11 protein-coding genes, 1 tRNA gene and 3 rRNA genes are annotated in these 20040 nt (G+C 35.4%); 10 read left to right on the top strand and 5 right to left on the bottom strand.

Going from position 1 to position 20040, the window contains the following annotated elements; translation table 11 throughout:
• Positions 1-69: 69 nt before the first annotated feature.
• Entirely contained in the window at positions 70-666 is a 597-nt protein-coding gene (locus tag CLAU_RS10875; RefSeq protein ID WP_013236810.1) for a uracil-DNA glycosylase, read from the bottom strand.
• A 193-nt stretch (positions 667-859) separates the two neighbouring features.
• On the opposite strand from CLAU_RS10875, the gene CLAU_RS10880 reads away from it, so the two are divergent.
• The 6 genes from CLAU_RS10880 (at position 860) to CLAU_RS10905 (ending at position 8544) form a co-directional block, all read left to right on the top strand.
• Entirely contained in the window at positions 860-2005 is a 1146-nt protein-coding gene (locus tag CLAU_RS10880; protein ID WP_013236811.1) for a pyridoxal-phosphate-dependent aminotransferase family protein, read from the top strand.
• 695 nt (positions 2006-2700) lie between these two features.
• Positions 2701-4210 (top strand): 16S ribosomal RNA (locus CLAU_RS10885).
• A 284-nt stretch (positions 4211-4494) separates the two neighbouring features.
• A 23S ribosomal RNA gene (locus tag CLAU_RS10890) occupies positions 4495-7384 on the top strand.
• A 109-nt stretch (positions 7385-7493) separates the two neighbouring features.
• Positions 7494-7610 (top strand): 5S ribosomal RNA (rrf, locus tag CLAU_RS10895).
• Together the 16S, 23S and 5S rRNA genes with 1 tRNA gene alongside form the textbook arrangement of a ribosomal RNA operon.
• Positions 7611-7619: 9 nt before the next feature.
• Positions 7620-7695, top strand: a tRNA-Phe gene (locus CLAU_RS10900).
• Positions 7696-7800: 105 nt separating this feature from the next.
• The gene (locus CLAU_RS10905) at positions 7801-8544 is read left to right on the top strand and encodes a peptidylprolyl isomerase (RefSeq protein ID WP_013236812.1); all 744 of its coding nucleotides are present in this window, start codon (positions 7801-7803) and stop codon (positions 8542-8544) included.
• Positions 8545-8653: 109 nt separating this feature from the next.
• Here CLAU_RS10905 and CLAU_RS10910 read toward each other — a convergent pair whose 3' ends face one another.
• The 4 genes from CLAU_RS10910 to CLAU_RS10925 form a co-directional block, all read right to left on the bottom strand.
• Positions 8654-9688, bottom strand: coding sequence for an aldose epimerase family protein (locus CLAU_RS10910; protein ID WP_013236813.1), 1035 nt, complete (start codon positions 9686-9688; stop codon positions 8654-8656).
• 235 nt (positions 9689-9923) lie between these two features.
• A complete protein-coding gene (araA, locus tag CLAU_RS10915; protein ID WP_013236814.1) occupies positions 9924-11390 on the bottom strand; it encodes an L-arabinose isomerase in 1467 nt (488 codons plus the stop codon).
• Between the two features lie 22 nt (positions 11391-11412).
• Positions 11413-12114 (bottom strand): L-ribulose-5-phosphate 4-epimerase, encoded by a 702-nt coding sequence (locus CLAU_RS10920; RefSeq protein ID WP_013236815.1) that lies wholly within the window; start codon positions 12112-12114, stop codon positions 11413-11415.
• A 58-nt stretch (positions 12115-12172) separates the two neighbouring features.
• Positions 12173-13777 (bottom strand): xylulokinase, encoded by a 1605-nt coding sequence (locus CLAU_RS10925; RefSeq protein ID WP_013236816.1) that lies wholly within the window; start codon positions 13775-13777, stop codon positions 12173-12175.
• Positions 13778-14154: 377 nt separating this feature from the next.
• Between CLAU_RS10925 and CLAU_RS10930 the strand changes: the two genes are divergently transcribed.
• The 4 genes from CLAU_RS10930 (at position 14155) to CLAU_RS10945 (ending at position 20011) form a co-directional block, all read left to right on the top strand.
• Positions 14155-15240 carry a GntR family transcriptional regulator gene (locus CLAU_RS10930; RefSeq protein WP_013236817.1) on the top strand — a complete coding sequence of 362 codons (1086 nt, stop codon included), beginning with the start codon at positions 14155-14157 and terminating at the stop codon, positions 15238-15240.
• Between the two features lie 381 nt (positions 15241-15621).
• Positions 15622-17154, top strand: a complete 1533-nt coding sequence (gene arfA / locus CLAU_RS10935; protein WP_013236818.1) for an arabinosylfuranosidase ArfA — start codon at positions 15622-15624, stop codon at positions 17152-17154.
• A gap of 39 nt (positions 17155-17193) precedes the next feature.
• Entirely contained in the window at positions 17194-18567 is a 1374-nt protein-coding gene (locus CLAU_RS10940; RefSeq protein ID WP_023162526.1) for an MFS transporter, read from the top strand.
• 457 nt (positions 18568-19024) lie between these two features.
• Positions 19025-20011, top strand: a complete 987-nt coding sequence (locus tag CLAU_RS10945; RefSeq protein WP_013236820.1) for a sugar ABC transporter substrate-binding protein — start codon at positions 19025-19027, stop codon at positions 20009-20011.
• Positions 20012-20040: the final 29 nt, after the last annotated feature.

A 20040-nucleotide genomic window follows, 5' to 3' on the forward strand; every position in this document is an offset into this window, starting at 1 on the left:
TCTATGATAAATCATCATAGAAGCTATTTTTATAGAGTTTTTACAATATATAATTAGTAAAAGGGAACCTTAAATACTATTTAGAGTGTTCTTTAATTTTTTCCAGTCATTTTCATACATAAGTTTGAAAGAATCATTTCTATTATAAGTTAATGCAGATGGATGATACATAGGGAATATATCCTTTTTCAAATCTTCATTAAAATAGATTTTACCGTGGCATTCACCTATAGAGTTAAATTTAGTAAATCTTTTTAAAGGAGTATTTCCTAAAGTTACAATTATTTTAGGATTAACTAGCTCAATTTCTCTATTTAGTATATCTTTAAATAGTTCAATTTCAGAAGTTTTAGGAGGCCTGTTACTTATAGTTTTTCTCCCATTTTTCCCTTGATTTATTTTTATTGGTCTTAAAAAGCAAGTGTTAGTTATTCTAATATTATCTCTTTGTAAACCTATGGAGTTTAGATAACTTCCAAAGGTCTTTCCTGCCATTCCAACAAAAGGTTTACCTTGTTCTACCTCCGTTTTGCCTGGAGCTTCACCTATGAATAATATATTACAAGGAATAGGCCCATCACCAAAAATGTATCCGCCAGTAGGCGTTTCATCATATCCATCACATATTTTTTTGATTTTTTCTATAAGCTCTTCTTTAGCATTCATAAAAGAAGTCCCTCCTTTAAACTATCAACGTCAATTATATTTTAGCATATAAAGAGCTTTTAAATGCATTTTGAATTAAGTATAGGTTAAATTATTGATATAATGTGTGTATTTTCAAATTGTATGCATACATTTTGAAAAGTATATAGTCGATGATATAATTCTAACTAAAATTGTTTAAGAGGTGATTTTTATGGAAGCTCCATATATAATGACGCCTGGGCCTACAGAAGTTAGAGATAATGTTAGGTTTGCCAGAAGTGAAAGATGTACAAATCCTGACTTAGATATTCAATTTTATGATTTTTATAAAGATACCTGTGAAGATATAGCTAAATTTTTAAATACTAAAAATCAGGTTAGAATATTAAGCGGGGAAGGAATACTTGGTCTTGAAGCAGCTTGTGCTTCTCTTACAGAAGAAGGAGATAGAGTACTTGTAATTGATAATGGCATATATGGTGAAGGGTTTGCTGATTTTGTAAAACTTTATGACGGAGAAGTAGTGTTTTTTAAAGGAAATAGAAAAAGGGAAATAGATGTGGATGAACTGAAGAAATTTTTAGATAAAGATAGTAAGTTTAAGTATGCTACAGTTGTCCATTGCGATACCCCTTCAGGAATGTTAAATAACATATCAAAAATATGTCCTATGCTTAAAGAAAAAGGAATATTAACTGTAGTAGATAGTGTATCTGCTATGGGAGGAGAAAAGTTAGAAGTAGATAATTGGAATATAGATATAGTGGTAGGTGGATCACAAAAGTGTATTTCTGCACCTCCAGGACTTACAATATTAAGTATAAGTCAAGATGCCTTTGAAGTTATGAGAAATAGGAAAAAACCAATAAGGTCTTTTTATTGTAATTTGCTAGCCTGGGAAAATTACTATGAGAAAAAGTGGTTTCCATATACGCCTCCTATAAGTGATATAGTTGGACTTAAAGTAGCGGTGGATAATATTTTAAAAGATAAAGATATTTTGAAAAGACATAGGGAAATAGGTAAAAGTGTTAGGATAGCAGTTAAAGAGGCAGGATTAAGCCTTTATAATGAAAATGGATATTCAAATACAGTTACAGCTATTGAAGTCCCAGAAGGAATAGATGAATCTAAGCTTAGAAAATATATGGTAGATAATTTCAATGTTTTAATAGCAGGATCTTTTGGATATTTACAAGGGAGAGTAGTAAGAATAGGACATATGGGTGAAAATGCAAAAAAAGATATGGTGAGTTATACTTTATATGCTTTGCAAAAATCTCTAGAAAACTTTCAATTTTACTGTCAGTGTGATATGGCTAATTGCTTTTTAAAGAATGCTAAAAGCCTTGAATAATAAAAAATGATAATTTTATCTGGTGGCTCCTATCTTGTTTAGGTGGGAGCATTAGATAGGCTACATATTTGGATAATGTACTCTAATTTCTAAAAAGTTAGGAAGGCTGTTAATAAGCATTAGGTGTCTGATACCGAGAGTTCTGGTTATTTTGTTATCCGATGACTACCTGCTCTAATACTCCCACTTCTCCAAGTGGGAGTAAAGAGCAGCTACGTACCTGGATAACGATTTCTAAGCATCAGGTGGAGTCAAAACTCCATCTGACGCAAAGAACTCTGTTTATATTAAAAAAACAACATAACCTAGTGTGTCAGTATAAGAATACTTAAGGAATAAGTATTATGGTGTATATATTATAAGATAATTTTATATAATGGTGATATTTTTGAATTATGCATATACGTAATGTGTTAGAATAGCAACTGTCGTCATCAAGCGAAGATATTAATTTGAGAATATCAATTGTAATGTCTCGTGCAATTCAAAATTAAGTTTTGAAAAAAAGATGTTGACAAAGTAAGAAATAGATGATATACTATAAAAGCTGTCGAAGTGAGACAGCAAAATGATCCTTGAAAATTAAACAGAGGAAGATATAAGTACAACTTATTTAGAATAAACCAGCAATTCTTTTGAGCTGTGAGAGCAGCTAAAAAAGTAATTTCGTAATAAGAAGAGTCAATACAAACTTTTAAATTAAGAGTTTGATCCTGGCTCAGGACGAACGCTGGCGGCGTGCTTAACACATGCAAGTCGAGCGATGAAGCTCCTTCGGGAGTGGATTAGCGGCGGACGGGTGAGTAACACGTGGGTAACCTACCTCAAAGAGGGGGATAGCCTCCCGAAAGGGAGATTAATACCGCATAATAATCAGTTTTCACATGGAGACTGATTTAAAGGAGTAATCCGCTTTGAGATGGACCCGCGGCGCATTAGCTAGTTGGTAGGGTAACGGCCTACCAAGGCGACGATGCGTAGCCGACCTGAGAGGGTGATCGGCCACATTGGAACTGAGAGACGGTCCAGACTCCTACGGGAGGCAGCAGTGGGGAATATTGCACAATGGGCGAAAGCCTGATGCAGCAACGCCGCGTGAGTGAAGAAGGTTTTCGGATTGTAAAGCTCTGTCTTTGGGGACGATAATGACGGTACCCAAGGAGGAAGCCACGGCTAACTACGTGCCAGCAGCCGCGGTAATACGTAGGTGGCGAGCGTTGTCCGGAATTACTGGGCGTAAAGAGTGCGTAGGCGGATATTTAAGTGAGATGTGAAATACCCGGGCTTAACCCGGGCACTGCATTTCAAACTGGATATCTAGAGTGCGGGAGAGGAGAATGGAATTCCTAGTGTAGCGGTGAAATGCGTAGAGATTAGGAAGAACACCAGTGGCGAAGGCGATTCTCTGGACCGTAACTGACGCTGAGGCACGAAAGCGTGGGTAGCAAACAGGATTAGATACCCTGGTAGTCCACGCCGTAAACGATGAGTACTAGGTGTAGGAGGTATCGACCCCTTCTGTGCCGCAGTAAACACAATAAGTACTCCGCCTGGGAAGTACGATCGCAAGATTAAAACTCAAAGGAATTGACGGGGGCCCGCACAAGCAGCGGAGCATGTGGTTTAATTCGAAGCAACGCGAAGAACCTTACCTGGACTTGACATACCCTGAATATCTTAGAGATAAGAGAAGCCCTTCGGGGCAGGGATACAGGTGGTGCATGGTTGTCGTCAGCTCGTGTCGTGAGATGTTAGGTTAAGTCCTGCAACGAGCGCAACCCCTGTTGTTAGTTGCTAACATTTAGTTGAGCACTCTAGCAAGACTGCCGCGGTTAACGCGGAGGAAGGTGGGGATGACGTCAAATCATCATGCCCCTTATGTCCAGGGCAACACACGTGCTACAATGGGCAGTACAGAGAGAAGCAAGACCGCAAGGTGGAGCAAACCTCAAAAACTGCCCCCAGTTCGGATTGCAGGCTGAAACTCGCCTACATGAAGTTGGAGTTGCTAGTAATCGCGAATCAGAATGTCGCGGTGAATACGTTCCCGGGCCTTGTACACACCGCCCGTCACACCATGAGAGCTGGCAACACCCGAAGTCCGTAGTCTAACTTAGGAGGACGCGGCCGAAGGTGGGGTTAGTAATTGGGGTGAAGTCGTAACAAGGTAGCCGTAGGAGAACCTGCGGCTGGATCACCTCCTTTCTAGGGAGTCGAAAGATAGAGTATAATCTATCTTATAAATTGATGGTTTAAGTAAGTTAGAAAGTCTACTCTGTTTAATTTTGAAGGATCAGATAGATTCTTCTTTCAGTTTACAAGCAATTAGGAATGTAAATTGAAAAATTGTCCTTTGAAAATTGCACAGTAAATAAGAAATAAAGTAAAGCTAAGGTTATAATATAACCTTTGTAGAATAAACTTTAATATCATTTTAAAGATTTAAGATGATACAAAGAAAATTACTAAAAGTAATTTTCAATAATAAAGGTCAAGCTACAAAGGGCGCATGGAGGATGCCTTGGCACCAGGAGCCTAAGAAGGACGCGATAAGCTGCGAAAAGCTCTGGGTAGGCGCAAATAGCCAGAGAACCAGAGATATCCGAATGGGGAAACCCACCTAGACAACGCTAGGTACTGCAAACTGAATACATAGGTTTGTAGAGGCAAACCCGGGGAACTGAAACATCTAAGTACCCGGAGGAAGAGAAAGAAACATCGATTTCCTAAGTAGCGGCGAGCGAAAGGGAAAGAGCCCAAACCAGGAACTTGTTCCTGGGGTTGCGGATAGATCATAAAAACTGTGAAGTGTTAATTGAAGAGAGCTGGAAGGCTCCGCCGTAGAAGGTAAAAGCCCTGTAAATGAAAACAAAGAGCAGTCAGATCTAATCCAGAGTACCACGAGACACGAGAAACCTTGTGGGAAACAGGGAGGACCACCTCCCAAGGCTAAATACTACCTGGTGACCGATAGAGAAGGAGTACCGTGAGGGAAAGGTGAAAAGAACCCCGGGAGGGGAGTGAAATAGAACCTGAAACCGTGTGTCCACAAACAGTCGAAGTACGTAAAGTACGACGGCGTGCTTTTTGTAGAACGAGCCAGCGAGTTATGATATGCAGCAAGGTTAAGTACTTAAGGTACGGAGCCGGAGGGAAACCGAGTCTGAAAAGGGCGAAAAGTTGTATGTTGTAGACCCGAAACCGAGTGACCTATCCATGGCCAGGTTGAAGCGGAAGTAAAATTCCGTGGAGGACCGAACCACGTTGGTGTTGAAAAACCATGGGATGAGCTGTGGATAGCGGAGAAATTCCAATCGAACTCGGAGATAGCTGGTTCTCCTCGAAATAGCTTTAGGGCTAGCGTCGGAAATGAGTAATGGAGGTAGAGCACTGAATGGGGTAGGGGCTGACAACAGTTACTGAACCTTATCAAACTCCGAATGCCATATACTTGAATTCCGGCAGTCAGACTGCGAATGATAAGATCCGTGGTCAAAAGGGAAACAGCCCAGACCACCAGCTAAGGTCCCAAAGTGTAAGTTAAGTGGGAAAGGATGTGTGATTTCTAAGACAACTAGGATGTTGGCTCAGAAGCAGCCACTCATTTAAAGAGTGCGTAATAGCTCACTAGTCAAGAGATCATGCGCCGAAAATGTCCGGGGCTAAAACTTACCACCGAAGCTGTGGACTCGAAAGAGTGGTAGAGGAGCATCCTGTATGAGTAGAAGTCGTACCGGAAGGAACGGTGGATTGTACAGGAGAGAGAATGCTGGCATAAGTAGCGAGAAATAAGTGAGAATCTTATTGGTCGAAAACCTAAGGTTTCCTGGGGAAGGTTCGTCCGCCCAGGGTAAGTCGGGACCTAAGCCGAGGCCGAAAGGCGTAGGTGATGGACAATCGGTTGAAATTCCGATACCGCATAAAAGCGTTTGACAAAAGGGATGACGCAGGAGGATAAGGTGTGCATACAAATGGATGTATGTCTAAGCATCGAGTCAGGTATACCAGGAAAATCCGGTATATCAATGATGAGGTGTTATGGGGAACCCGCAAGGGGAAGTACCTGATTTCACGCTGCCGAGAAAAGTCTCTATGGAGTTTTTATGTGCCCGTACCGCAAACCGACACAGGTAGGTGAGGAGAGAATCCTAAGACCATCGGAAGAATTGTTGTTAAGGAACTAGGCAAATTAACCCCGTAACTTAGGGAGAAGGGGAGCCACGCAAGTGGCCGCAGAGAAAAGGCTCAAGCAACTGTTTATCAAAAACACAGGTTTCTGCTAAAGCGAAAGCTGAAGTATAGGAGCTGACGCCTGCCCGGTGCTGGAAGGTTAAGGGGAAGACTTAGCGCAAGCGAAGGTCAGAACTTAAGCCCCAGTAAACGGCGGCCGTAACTATAACGGTCCTAAGGTAGCGAAATTCCTTGTCGGGTAAGTTCCGACCCGCACGAATGGCGTAATGATTTGAGCACTGTCTCGACAACAAATCCGGCGAAATTGAAGTGCAAGTGAAGATGCTTGCTACCCGCGATTGGACGGAAAGACCCCGTAGAGCTTTACTGCAGTTTAGCACTGAATTTCGGTATTGTCTGTACAGGATAGGTGGGAGACTAGGAAGTAGTGGCGCCAGCCATTACCGAGTCGATGTTGGGATACCACCCTGATAGTACTGGAATTCTAACCGGGCTCCATGAAACTGGAGACGGGACAATGTTAGGCGGGCAGTTTGACTGGGGCGGTCGCCTCCTAAAAAGTAACGGAGGCGTACAAAGGTTCCCTCAGAAGGGTTAGAAATTCTTCGAAGAGTGCAAAGGCAGAAGGGAGCTTGACTGCGACACAAACAGGTGGAGCAGGGACGAAAGTCGGGCTTAGTGATCCGGTGGTACCTCGTGGGAGGGCCATCGCTCAACGGATAAAAGCTACCTCGGGGATAACAGGCTGATCTCCCCCAAGAGTTCACATCGACGGGGAGGTTTGGCACCTCGATGTCGGCTCGTCGCATCCTGGGGCTGAAGTAGGTCCCAAGGGTTGGGCTGTTCGCCCATTAAAGCGGCACGCGAGCTGGGTTCAGAACGTCGTGAGACAGTTCGGTCCCTATCCGTCGCGGGCGCAGGAAATTTGAGAGGAGCTGTCCTTAGTACGAGAGGACCGGGATGGACCGACCGCTGGTGAACCAGTTGTTCCGCCAGGAGCATAGCTGGGTAGCCAAGTTGGGAAGGGATAAACGCTGAAAGCATCTAAGTGTGAAGCCCACCTCAAGATAAGATTTCCCATAGCGTAAGCTAGTAAGACCCCTCGAAGAACACGAGGAGATAGGTCAGAGGTGTAAGCAGGGCAACCTGTTAAGCTGACTGATACTAATAGGTCGAGGGCTTGACCAAATAAAAACGAAAGAAAAAAAGTTTACTGTGCAATTTTGAGAGGACAGAAGGTTCTCTTTAAAAATTAATATAAAAGAAAATTGATAGAAATAGCAATTTTCGATGATAATCTGGTGGTAATGACGTGAAGGTAACACCCCTTTCCATACCGAACAGGAAGGTTAAGCTTCAGGGTGCCGATGGTACTGCAGGGGAGGCTCTGTGGGAGAATAGGTCGCTGCCAGGTAAGTTTTTTGGCCAGATAGCTCAGTCGGTAGAGCAGAGGACTGAAAATCCTCGTGTCCCTGGTTCGATTCCTGGTCTGGCCACCAAAAGTTTCAGATATAATCTGAAACTTTTTTTATTTTATATAGAAAAAATAATTGAACTATGTAATAATTAAGTATAAAATATAAAAATATTAAGGAGAAACTTATATGCAAAATAATGTGTTAGCAATTGTAAATGGAATGGAAATAAAAGAAAGCGATCTTAAAGAAGCAATTAATAGATTTCCACAAGATAAGAGAAATCAATTAAATACAGCTGAAGGTAAGAAATATTTACTTAATGAGATGGTATTTTTTGAATTAGCATATAGTTACGCTAAAGATGAAAACTTAGAAAAAGATGATGAGTATTTAAAGATGCTGGAATCTGCTAAAAAAGAAATATTAACTCAAATAGCTATATCTAAAGTTATGAATAAGGTTAATGTAACTGATAAAGAAAGTCAGGATTATTATGAAGCCAATAAAGATATGTATAAAAAGCCTGAAAGATTAAAAGCAAAGCATATATTAGTAGATAGTATAGAAAAAGCTAAGAAAATTTCAAAAGAGATCTCAGAAGGTATGCCTTTTGAAGAAGCTGCACAAAAATATTCAACTTGTCCATCTAAGGCTCAAGGTGGCAGTTTAGGTGAATTTGCTAGAGGACAAATGGTTCCAGAATTTGAGAACGCTGCATTTAGTTTAGATATAGATGTAGTTAGTGAACCTGTAAAAACTCAATTTGGATACCACCTTATAAAAGTGGAAGAGAAAATAGAACCTTCTATAGCATCTTATGATGAAGTAAAGAACGCTATTAAGAATGGATTATTACAGGAAAGACAGAAATATGAGTATTCAAAATTTAATAAAGAATTGAGAAGTAAATATAAAGTTGAAATGAAGTAATACATATTGCAATAAAAATGCCAAGGTAATAATGGACATAGGTTTGTGTAAAAACAAAACCTATGTCCATTATTTTATGTAACTTTTTGAAATTTAATGGAAATTTATTTCAAATTAAACTAAAATGGTATTTAATATTATAGCATTTTCTTTTATTTGCAGGTAATATAATGTCACCGAAATTTTTATAATGAATTGCATCAGGTAATGTCTGCGGTTCCAAAGCTATTCCCATATTGGAAACTAATTTTTGATTTTGCACTTTCCAAGTGTCATCTTTAATATTAAGAGTATAAACGATTAGAGCATTACGATCTGATTCAATGTCTAAACGCCTACATGTATCATGATTAATTAAAGTAGCAATATTTTTACCATTTACATTAAAGGGATGGTCAAAGCCATTGAGGCCCGATTCAGTTTGCAAATATTTAATTGCATCTTCCAAATTTTTAGGCTGCTGGAAATCAAAAGGTGTTCCAGAAACTTCTTTTAAAGTACCAGTTGGTAATAAGGCTTCATTAATTTCAGCATAATGGGATGCATTAATTTGTAGTGTATGACCTGAGAACAACTTTGTAATGTCATTATTTAAGTTGAAGTATGAATGTACTGTAGGATTAAAAAGTGCATCTTTATTGCTTAATCCACTAAAAGTGATTAATAAATCATTATTGTTATTAAGTGTATATTTAACCTCTACATTTAATGTCCCAGGAAATCCATCTTCGTCGGGAGATATAGTCCTATGAAAAAGTACACTAGTGGCTTCTTCAGAGTCTTCTGTGCTACTATTCCATATAAGAGAATTGAACCCATAAGTGCCACCATGAAGTGTATTTTCACCTTCATTTTTAGGAACGTTATAGGAGATACCTTTAATTTTAAAAGAGCCATTAGCTATGCGACCAGCTACTGGTCCGATAGCTGCTCCTAGAAACATCTTTCTATCTTTTATATAACTATCTAAGTTGTCAAAGCCTAATAAAACGTTTGAAAAGTTGCCTAACTTATCGGGTACAATAATTTCTGTTAAAGTAGCTCCGTGTGAGATACAGGAAACTTTCATACCATGTTTGTTAGTCATTGTATATTTATAAATTTTGTTTCCTTTGAAAGAACCAAAAACACTTTTTTCTATCATTTTATATACTCCTTTAATATTTAATTTTATCCGATGACTACCTGCTCTAATACTCACACTTTTCCAAGTGGGAGTAAAGATCAGCTACGTCTCTGGATAACGATTTCTAAGCATCAGGCGGAGTTAAAACACCGTCTGATGCTTAGAACTCTGTTTATAAGATAAAAAATTTAGGTATGCTTAATTATTTGTGTTATGATAATATTAAATAATAAGCATACCTTTATATAATTAATTATTTTGTAGTTTCTCTTATAACATCTCTTAAATTTGTATTATGATCTATAATAATTGATTCTAAATTAACCATGCGGGCCCAATCATATACTTGTTCAACTGTTAATCCTAGAGTAAGAACAGTATGATGACCACCACCAGCATAAATCCAGGCTTTTACACCATCAGCAAAGTTTGGTTCAGGTTTCCATACCATCTTAGCTACAGGGAGTTCAGGAGTATCCTCTGCAGGTTCTACAGCATTTACTTCACTGATTATCAAACGATAATGTGTTCCAAGATCTAGCATTGTCATTGAAGTACCTTTACCAGTAGATCCATTGAATATCAAACGTGCAGGATCTTCACGATCACCTATTCCTAAGGGTTTTACCACAACTCTAGGTTTATCAGATGCAAATGTTGGATCAACCTCCAACATATGAGCGCCTAAGATTTCCTCATTACCTTCACTTAATTCATAAGTATAATCTTCCATAAATCCTGTCTTTTTATTGTTTGTCATGATTTTTATAAGTCTACTTAAAGCAGCAGTTTTCCAATCACCTTCTCCTGCAAAGCCATATCCTTCAGCATTTAAACGCTGAACTGCAAGTCCAGGTAACTGTTTCATACCATATAAATCTTCGAAATTTGTTGTAAATGCAGTATAGCCTCCTGCTTCTAAGAAGTGACGAAGTCCAATTTCAATTTTAATTTGTTCTTTTACTTGATTCTCATAGAATTTAGGGTCATTTTCTCCTACATCCATAATATAAATCTTTTTAAATTCTTCATAAGTATCATCAATGTCTTTTTGGGAAACTTTATTCATTTCAGCAACTAAATCACCAATACCAAAATAATCTACTGTCCATCCAAACTGAATTTGAGCTTCAATCTTATCACCTTCAGTAACAGCAACATTACGCATATTATCACCAAAACGTGCAACTTTGATGTCTTGACTTAAGATATAACCTGCGGCTACGTTCATCCAATCAGCAATTTGTTTTTGAACATTTTCTTTTTTCCAATGTCCTACAACAATTTTATTATGTTTCTTTAATCTAGCATTAATAAAACCATATTCTCTATCACCATGAGCACTTTGATGTAAGTTCATATAATCCATATCAATTGTTTTCCAAGGAATATGTTCGTAAAATTGTGTTGCTAGATGAAGTAATGGTTTTTGTAATAATTTAGTACCAGCAATCCACATTTTAGCTGGTGAGAATGTGTGCATCCATGTAATAACACCAGCTACATTATCATTGTAGTTTACTTCCTTCATAAGTTTTGTTATTTGGCTCGCAGAAGTTGCAAGAGATTTAAATACAATAGGATAAGGTAATTTGCCACTCTTATTTAAAGCATCTGCAATTTCCATAGAATGTTCTTTTACTTCTGATAGTGCCTCTTCACCATATAAATGTTGGCTGCCTACAATAAACCAAAATTCCATTTCTTTATTTTTTAGCATAATTGACCCTCTTTCCTTGTTTTTATTTATTATTTTGACCATAGTATGCATTTTTTCCGTGTTTGCGTTTAAAATGCTTATCTAATAAAACTTGATCCATTCTAATATTATGGGGATTTAATTGTAAGGAATGATATGTAATTTTTGCAACCTCTTCCAATACGACTGCATTATGAACTGCATTTTTAGGATCGGTTCCCCAAGTAAATGGACCATGATCATTTACAAGAACTCCAGGTATATCATTTGGATTAATACTATTGTCCTTGAATGTTCTAACAATTACATCTCCTGTCTGCTTCTCATAATCTGTCACTATTTCATCTTTAGTCATCTTTGGTGTTACAGGAATATCTCCGTAGAAATAATCGCCATGTGTAGTACCAGCTGCAGGAATGCAAATACCTGCTTGAGCAAAAGACACGGCCCAAGGAGAATGTGTGTGTACAATGCCTAAGATGTCAGGGAAGTTTCTATATAATACTAAGTGAGTTGCTGTATCACTTGACGGATTTAAATCTCCTTCAATTACTTTCCCATTAAGATCTACAACGACCATATCACTTGCTTTCATTTTTGTATATTCAACACCACTAGGTTTAATAACTACAAGACTCTGACTGCGATCAATTCCACTTACGTTGCCCCATGTAAATGTTACCATATGGTATTTTGGCAACATCAAATTAGCCTCGAGCACTTTTTCTTTTAAATCTTCTAACATGAGCTAACCTTCTTTCACTAATAAGATAAATTATCTTAGTTGTTTTTAACTTATTCATCTAGATTAAATAATCTACTGCAGCTTGTTCAATAGGAATTCCATTTTTATAACGTTTCATAAATTGTTCAAAACCTTTAACGTCTTTTGCTTCAGGTTTTACTTCATCAGCTACATAACCAGCAAAAACTTTTTTTGATAAAAATTCTGCTAGCGTGGAGTTACTTTCTTTATTATTCAAATAACTAGCTAATAGTGCAATTCCCCATGCACCGCCTTCACCTGCAGTTTCCATAACTGATACTGGTGTATTTACTGCAGCTGCAACTGCTTCTTGTCCTACAATAGGTGTCTTGAATAATCCACCATGACCAAGTAACTTATCAAGCTTTACGCCTTCATCTTTTAGGAGAATGTCCATTCCAATTTTCAAGGCTCCTAATGAAGTAAAGAGATGTGCTTTCATAAAGTTTGGTAGATTAAAATTACTTTTTGGTTTTCGTACAATTAGAGGTCTACCTTCCGGAACACCTGTGATATTTTCGCCTGCAAAATAGTTATATGCAAGAATTCCTCCACAATCAGGGTCACCTAGAAATGCTTGAGTATAGAGTCCCATATAAAGAAGATCTCTTGGAATGTTGACATTTATTGCTTCGGCAAATTCATGAAAGATATTAATCCATGCGTCTATATCAGAATAACCATTATTTGCATGAACCATTCCAACTAAGTCTCCTGTAGGTGTTGTTACCATATCAATCTCTGGATGAACATTCTTAAGTGGATTCTCAAGGACGACCATTGCAAAAATTGATGTGCCTGCAGAGATATTTCCTGTACGTGGTGCAACTGAATTTGTAGCAACCATTCCTGTACCTGCATCTCCTTCAGGTGGACATAGTGGAATACCACTTTGAAGATTTCCACTTACATCAAGTTTATTGGCTCCTTCTGGAGTTAAGACGCCAGCATTTTCTCCGGCTAGTAAGACTTTTGGTAGAAGCTTCTCTACATTCAATGAATACTTTTCAACTTCTGGCAAATGATTGAATGTTTCTAACATATGTTTATCGTAATTATGAGTTTTCATATCAATTGGAAACATTCCTGATGCATCACAAATACCCAAAACCTTTTTACCTGTTAATTCCCAATGAATATAACCAGCTAAAGTAGTTATAAAATCAAGCTTTTCAATATGAGGTTCTTTATGGAGAATAGCCTGATATAAATGAGCTATACTCCATCTCTCAGGAATATTGAAGTGAAATGATTCTGTTAACTTTTTGGCTGCTTCCTCTGTCATGGTATTACGCCATGTCCTAAATGGAACAAGTAGGTTTCCTTGTTTATCAAATGCCATATATCCATGCATCATTGCTGAAAAACCAATTGAACCAATTTTTGAAAGTGTTACACCATATTTTTCTTTTATCTCAGCAAAAAGTTTTTGATAACTATATTGTAATCCTTTCCAGATTTCTTCTAGCGAATAGGTCCAAATACCATCTCTTAAGCTTGTCTCCCATTCAAAGCTGCCACTAGCTAATGGAGAAAAATCGTTTCCAATAAGAACAGCTTTAATACGAGTAGAACCAAATTCTATTCCTAATGATGTTTTACCATTTTGAATTTCTTTTACTCTATCCTTATTTATAGTCAATAGAATTACCTCCCCCTTACAATAATAGTAAACGGTTTTTTATGATAAATATATCATTTATATACGTACATGTCAATAAATATATAAAAAAAGATACGTACTTATTTTAAATGTATTTAGATAATTACTTATTAAATAATTATTTTTAGTGATGATATTATCGCGTTTCATTACAGCGTTTTAAACAAATATAACTACTTTTTCACAAACAATTGCTATATCATTAAATATTAATTTTACTTGTAAATTTATTAGTACAAATTGCTCGATGATTGTAATTATTTTACTTTTTATATTTTTATGCTTTAATATAATATGATATGTATTATAATATGAGGTGTAATATAATAAACTATTATTTTGTGCAGGAGATAAACATGAAACATAAATATGAAAAAGTAAAAGAAGAAATTATTAGCTGGGCAGTTAATGAAAAATATAAACCACATGAAAAAATTCCAACAGAATCGGAACTTATGGAGCTATTTAAAGTTAGTAGACATACTATAAGGAGAGCAATAAGTGATCTAGCGGCAGAGAAATACTTGTATAGATTGCAGGGAAGTGGAATATATGTATCTGATTTTAAACAAAATGAAATTTACTTGACAAACAACAAGAATGTTGGGGTGCTTACAACATATATTTCCAACTATATATTCCCTGATATAATTAGAGGAATTGAAGATACACTATATGATGAATCATACTCCCTTTTATTATCTTCTACGAAGAATAATATAATGCTTGAAAGCAGCAATTTAAAAAATTTATTAGCACACAAAATAGATGGACTCATTGTAGAGCCTACAAAGAGTGCATATCAAAGTCCTAACATGGGATATTTTAATAATTTAATAGAGCAAGATATTCCTTTTATTATGATAAATGCATCTTATTCTCAAGTTAAAGTACCAAGCTTATGTGTAGATGATTTAAAGGGGGGCAATATAGCTGCAAAGTATTTAATTACTTTAGGACATAAGAATATAGCTGGTATTTTCAAGGTAGATGACCTACAAGGTGTGCACAGGATGAATGGTTTTATTACTGGATGTCAGGAAAGTAATGTATTGTTAAGGCAAGATAAAATTTTAACCTATCTGTCAGAGGAAACAAATACACTACTACCTGAAAAGATAAAGAATGTTTTAAAACAGGAAAAACGTCCAACGGGTATATTTTGCTATAATGATGAAATTGCATACATGGTGTTAAATATTGCATATGATCTAAAATTAAAGGTTCCAGAAGATTTATCAATTATTGGATTTGATGATTCTCCAATGGCAACAATTATGGAACCGAAATTAACATCAATAACTCATCCAAAGGAAAAGATGGGAATAGATGCTGCTAAGTTAATTATTAGATTAATTAATAATAATAATCATTTTAGTGAATGTGATTCAATATTATATGAACCTGAAATTGTTATTAGAAGTTCTACAGCATCAATTTAAATTTATGCACATAATAAAATAAAATTTTCAAAATGATCCTTATGAATAACATAAGGGTCATTTTTTGTAAAAAAACTAATAAAATGATCAAATTTTTAAGAAATACGGGGATTTATCCCTATAAAAATAAAATAAGGTTGACATTTGTACGAACAAATATTATTATTAATTTAAGTAATCGCTTTCAAAAATAAAATTAAAGGAGGAATGTTAGTGTATAAATACTCCTGGTAATGTAGTGGCTTACGATGATGTTTGAAAGAGTACGGTGATATGGTTTAAAGGTACTATCATAATTTATTGCAGATTATAAAGATTTATAATTCTCTAAAAAGTTATATTAAGTTATATTTTATCTATAAGAAAGGAGATTGTTATAAAATGAAAAAAGTTAGTTATTATTATGATAATCATTTTAAGATTGGAGATGTTAATGAAAATTTATATAGTTCATTTATTGAGCATTTAGGCAGGGCTGTATATAGTGGAATTTATGAACCAGGGCATGAAAAGGCCGATGAAGATGGATTCAGAACAGATGCTATGGAAGTAATAAAAGATTTAAAATTGGGATTGGTTCGTTACCCTGGCGGAAATTTTGTTTCCAATTATGATTGGAAAGATGGTATTGGACCAAAGGAAAACAGGCCTAAAAGAATGGAATTTGCTTGGTCAAGTGTTGAAACAAATCAATTTGGAATTGATGATTTTTGTCGTTGGGCAAAAAAAGCTGGTATTGAACCAATGATAGCAGTTAATTTAGGAACAGGTAGTGTTAAAAGTGCAGCTGAACTTGTAGAATATTGTAATCATCCTGGCGGGACTTACTGGAGTGATCTTCGTATCAAAAATGGAAGTAAGGAGCCTTATAATATAAAATATTGGTGCCTTGGAAATGAAATGGAAGGTACCTGGCAAGCAGGTCACTTATCAGCAGAAGACTATGCAAAAAAAGCTTGTGAAGCTGCTAAACTTATGAAATGGGTAGACAAAGATATTAAATTAGTTGCTTGTGGAAGTAGTTATGAAATGCTTCCTACTTATATGGATTGGGATAGAATTGTACTTAAAGAACTTTATCCTTATGTTGATTACATATCTACTCATAATTATAATATGAATACCAATCAAGGAACGTCAAATTTTCTTGCATCATATAAACAACTTGATGACCATATAAAAAATACAGAAAGAGTTCTTGATTATGTAAAGGCAAAAAATAAGGAAGAAAAAGATATAAAAATATGTTTAGATGAATGGAATGTATGGAACTTCCAGGATATAAAACTTGATAGTCTCGACGACTTACAGGGACTGACGACTTTTGAAGTAACTTCAGCTGAGAAATGGGAAGAAGCTCCTGCAATCTTAGAGGAAAAATATAGTCTTTTAGATGCACTAACAGTTGGTGGACTTGCAATAACTTTAATAAATAATGCTGATAGAGTAAAGATTGCATGTCTTGCACAATTAATTAATGTAATAGCACCTATTACAACGCAGAGAAATGGAGGAGTTTTAAAACAGTCGACTTATTATCCATTTAGTATGGTTAGTAATTATGGTAGAGGAACTGTACTTAAACCATCTGTTAATGGTGCAAGCTACAAATGTGATTTTGGTGAATTACCTTTAGTAGAAGCAGCTACTGTTTATGATAAAGAATCTGATGAAATTAGAGTATTTGCATTAAATTGTAACCAGGATGAAGACACAGAATTAGACCTTCAATTTAATGGATTTGGAGATCGTAAAATCTCTAAGCAATTTGTATTATCTGGAGATGACTTAGAACTTAGAAATACATTTGAAAGTCCTGATAACGTTACTGTAAAGGAAAAAGATCTTTCAAATTGTGATGGTACGAAAGTTGTTCTTCCAAAGCTTTCTTGGAATGTTTTAATTATAAAGTAATTTCAATAAATTATGAAGGGAGTGGGAAGGTAAGTGGATATGAAAGTACAAGATAAAGATGTTTTTAAAGAAAATTTAAAATTTAGTGAGAAGTTTGGTTATGGATGTGGTGATTTAGCCATTAACTTTACTTGGGCTTCTTTGGGAATGTTTGTAGTTTATTTCTATACTGATGTTGTTGGTATGTCTGCTGCTATTATTGGAACTATTATGTTGTTCTCACGTTGTTTAGATGGTGTCTTAGATGTTATAATGGGCACAATTGTTGATAAAACTAATTCAAAGTATGGTAAAGCTCGTCCTTGGATATTATGGGGATCAATTCCTTTTGTTGTTTTAACAGTATCAATATTTATGGTACCAAACATAAGCACTTTTGGAAAGATAGTGTATATTGTAATATCGTATAATTTACTTATGATAGCGTTTACTGCAATTGCTATTCCTTATGGTACATTAAATTCATTGGTTACTCAAGATCAACATCAGAGAGAAGTATTAAATCTTTTTAGAATGTTTTTGGCACAAATAGGAGTATTAATTGTTACTAATCTTACAATGCCATTGGTAAATTTATTTGGAGGAAAACAACCTGGATGGGCTTTAACTTATTCAGTTTTAGGAGTAGTTTCTCTATTATTATTTGTTTATGTTTTTAAAACGCAAAAAGAAAGAGTAAAACCAATTAAAAAGGAAAAAATTCCTTTGAAGATTAGTCTAAAGGCTTTATGTCAAAATAAATATTGGTTTATAGCAACTATATTTTTTATAGTTTATAGTATTGGATATGCTATAAATCAAGGTAGTACGGTATATTATGCTAAATATCTTCTTGGTAATTCTTCTCTAGTTGGAGGATTAACTATTGCATATTTAGCTCCAGTATTAGTGGGATTCCTTATGATCTCAAAAGTTTATGATAAATACGGAAAAAGAAATGCTATGATCATTGGTTCAATAATAAGCATAGGTGGTTACTTAATTACAATAATAAATCCGTATAGTTTAACAGTTGTTATGGTTTCTCAAATTGTTAAAGGTTTTGGCCAAGCTTTCTTGCTAGGAGGAGTGTGGGCATTATTCCCTGATACTATAGAATATGGTGAATGGAAAACAGGCATAAGAAATGAAGGATTGCTTTATAGCGGAGGTAGTTTAGGACAAAAGATGGGTATAGGTTTTGGTACAGCCATAACAGGATGGATTTTAGCTTGGGGAGGATATAATGGTGCACAAGCAGTACAAGCTAGTTCTGCGGTATTTTCAATAAAAGCATTGTTTATTCATGTTCCAATAATAATATATGTTGCTCAAATTATATTATTGCTCTGTTATGGACTTGACAAAGAGTATCCACGCATTATGAAGGATTTACAATTAAGAAAAAGTAAAATGAGTGCAGAAAATAACTAATAAATGTACTTGCAGATTTTATACAATATTGTAACTGACATATAAAAATGAATAAGTGAAATAAGGTTTTAGTTTCAATAAAATAACAAATAAATAAGAAGTAAATAATAGGGAGTGTCTTTTCTGATGGTTTTTTTATCATTAGAGATGATACTCTCTATATTTTTTAATTTGAATGTCAAAATATGCCATTAAAATTCAAAAGATAATAATTAATAGAAAGTAGGTTAATTTTATGACAAAATATAAAAATTAATACTGATAATCACAAAAAACAATTGACATTTGTACGAACAAATATTATTATAAATTTAAGAAATCGCTTTCATTTAATGGAATATAAGGGACTAATATGGATACAATGAAGACCATAACAGTAATTACAATTGTTAAGATTAGTAATAAAAATTTACAATATAAACTTGATTTTTTAATTAAAAGGAGAGGGGATTTAAAAATGATTAAATTTAAATCAATTAGAAAAAGCATGAGGTCAATTCTATTATGTGGACTTGTATTAGTTCTAAGTGTAGGTCTCATGGCATGTGGAAGTACAAGTACTTCAAGTTCTGGTACAAGCAGTAAAAAGAAAACGATAGCATTTATTCCACCATCACTTGTAAGCCCATTTTATACTCAGGCTGTTACAGGAGCAAAGCAAGAAGCAGCTAAAGAAGGATTTAACATAAAAGTATTGGCTCCTCAAACAGAAGACGATTTCAATGGATTATTAAAAATAGTTGAAGACGTTATAACTCAGCAAGTTGATGCTATTGCAATATGTACCACAGATGATAAAACTATGGCTGCTGTTGTAAAAAAAGCAAATGATGCAAAGATACCAGTTATTGTATTTAACTCATTAAGTCCAATAAAGGGTGCAGATGTTTATGCTTATGTTGGATATGACCAAAAACAAGCAGGAGCTCAGGCTGCAGACTATTTAGGAACTAAACTTAAAGACAAGCAATTCAATGTTGGTGTATTAGAGGGTCTTCCTGGTGTATTTACAGACAATAGAAAAGGTGGATTTGTAAATGAAGCTAAAAAATATTCAAATGTAAAGATTGTAGCTACACAACCAGCTGATTGGCAGAGAGAAAAAGGCATGAATGTTGCAACTAACCTTTATCAAGCTAATAAGGCTATAAATATGTTTTATGGATTGAGTGATGAAATGGCAATAGGTGCAGCCCAAGCTTTTAAATCAGCAGGGGTTAAGGATGGAGTTACTATTGGTATAGATGGAAATCCAGCTACTTTAGATTCAATCGCACAGGGAGAAACTACTGCTACAATTTATACAGATCCAAAACAAATTGGTAAAGAAAGTATAATAGATTGTTCTAAAGCTTTAAAAGGTGAAAAAATGGCAAATAAATTAGATCAGACAAAGACTTTTGTAGTAGACAAGAGTAACGTTAGTACTTATAAAGCAAAATAATTCTATATTTGCTCTTAGAAAATGTTAGC

The organism is Clostridium autoethanogenum DSM 10061, assembly GCF_001484725.1.
GTDB classification, from domain to species: domain Bacteria; phylum Bacillota; class Clostridia; order Clostridiales; family Clostridiaceae; genus Clostridium_B; species Clostridium_B ljungdahlii.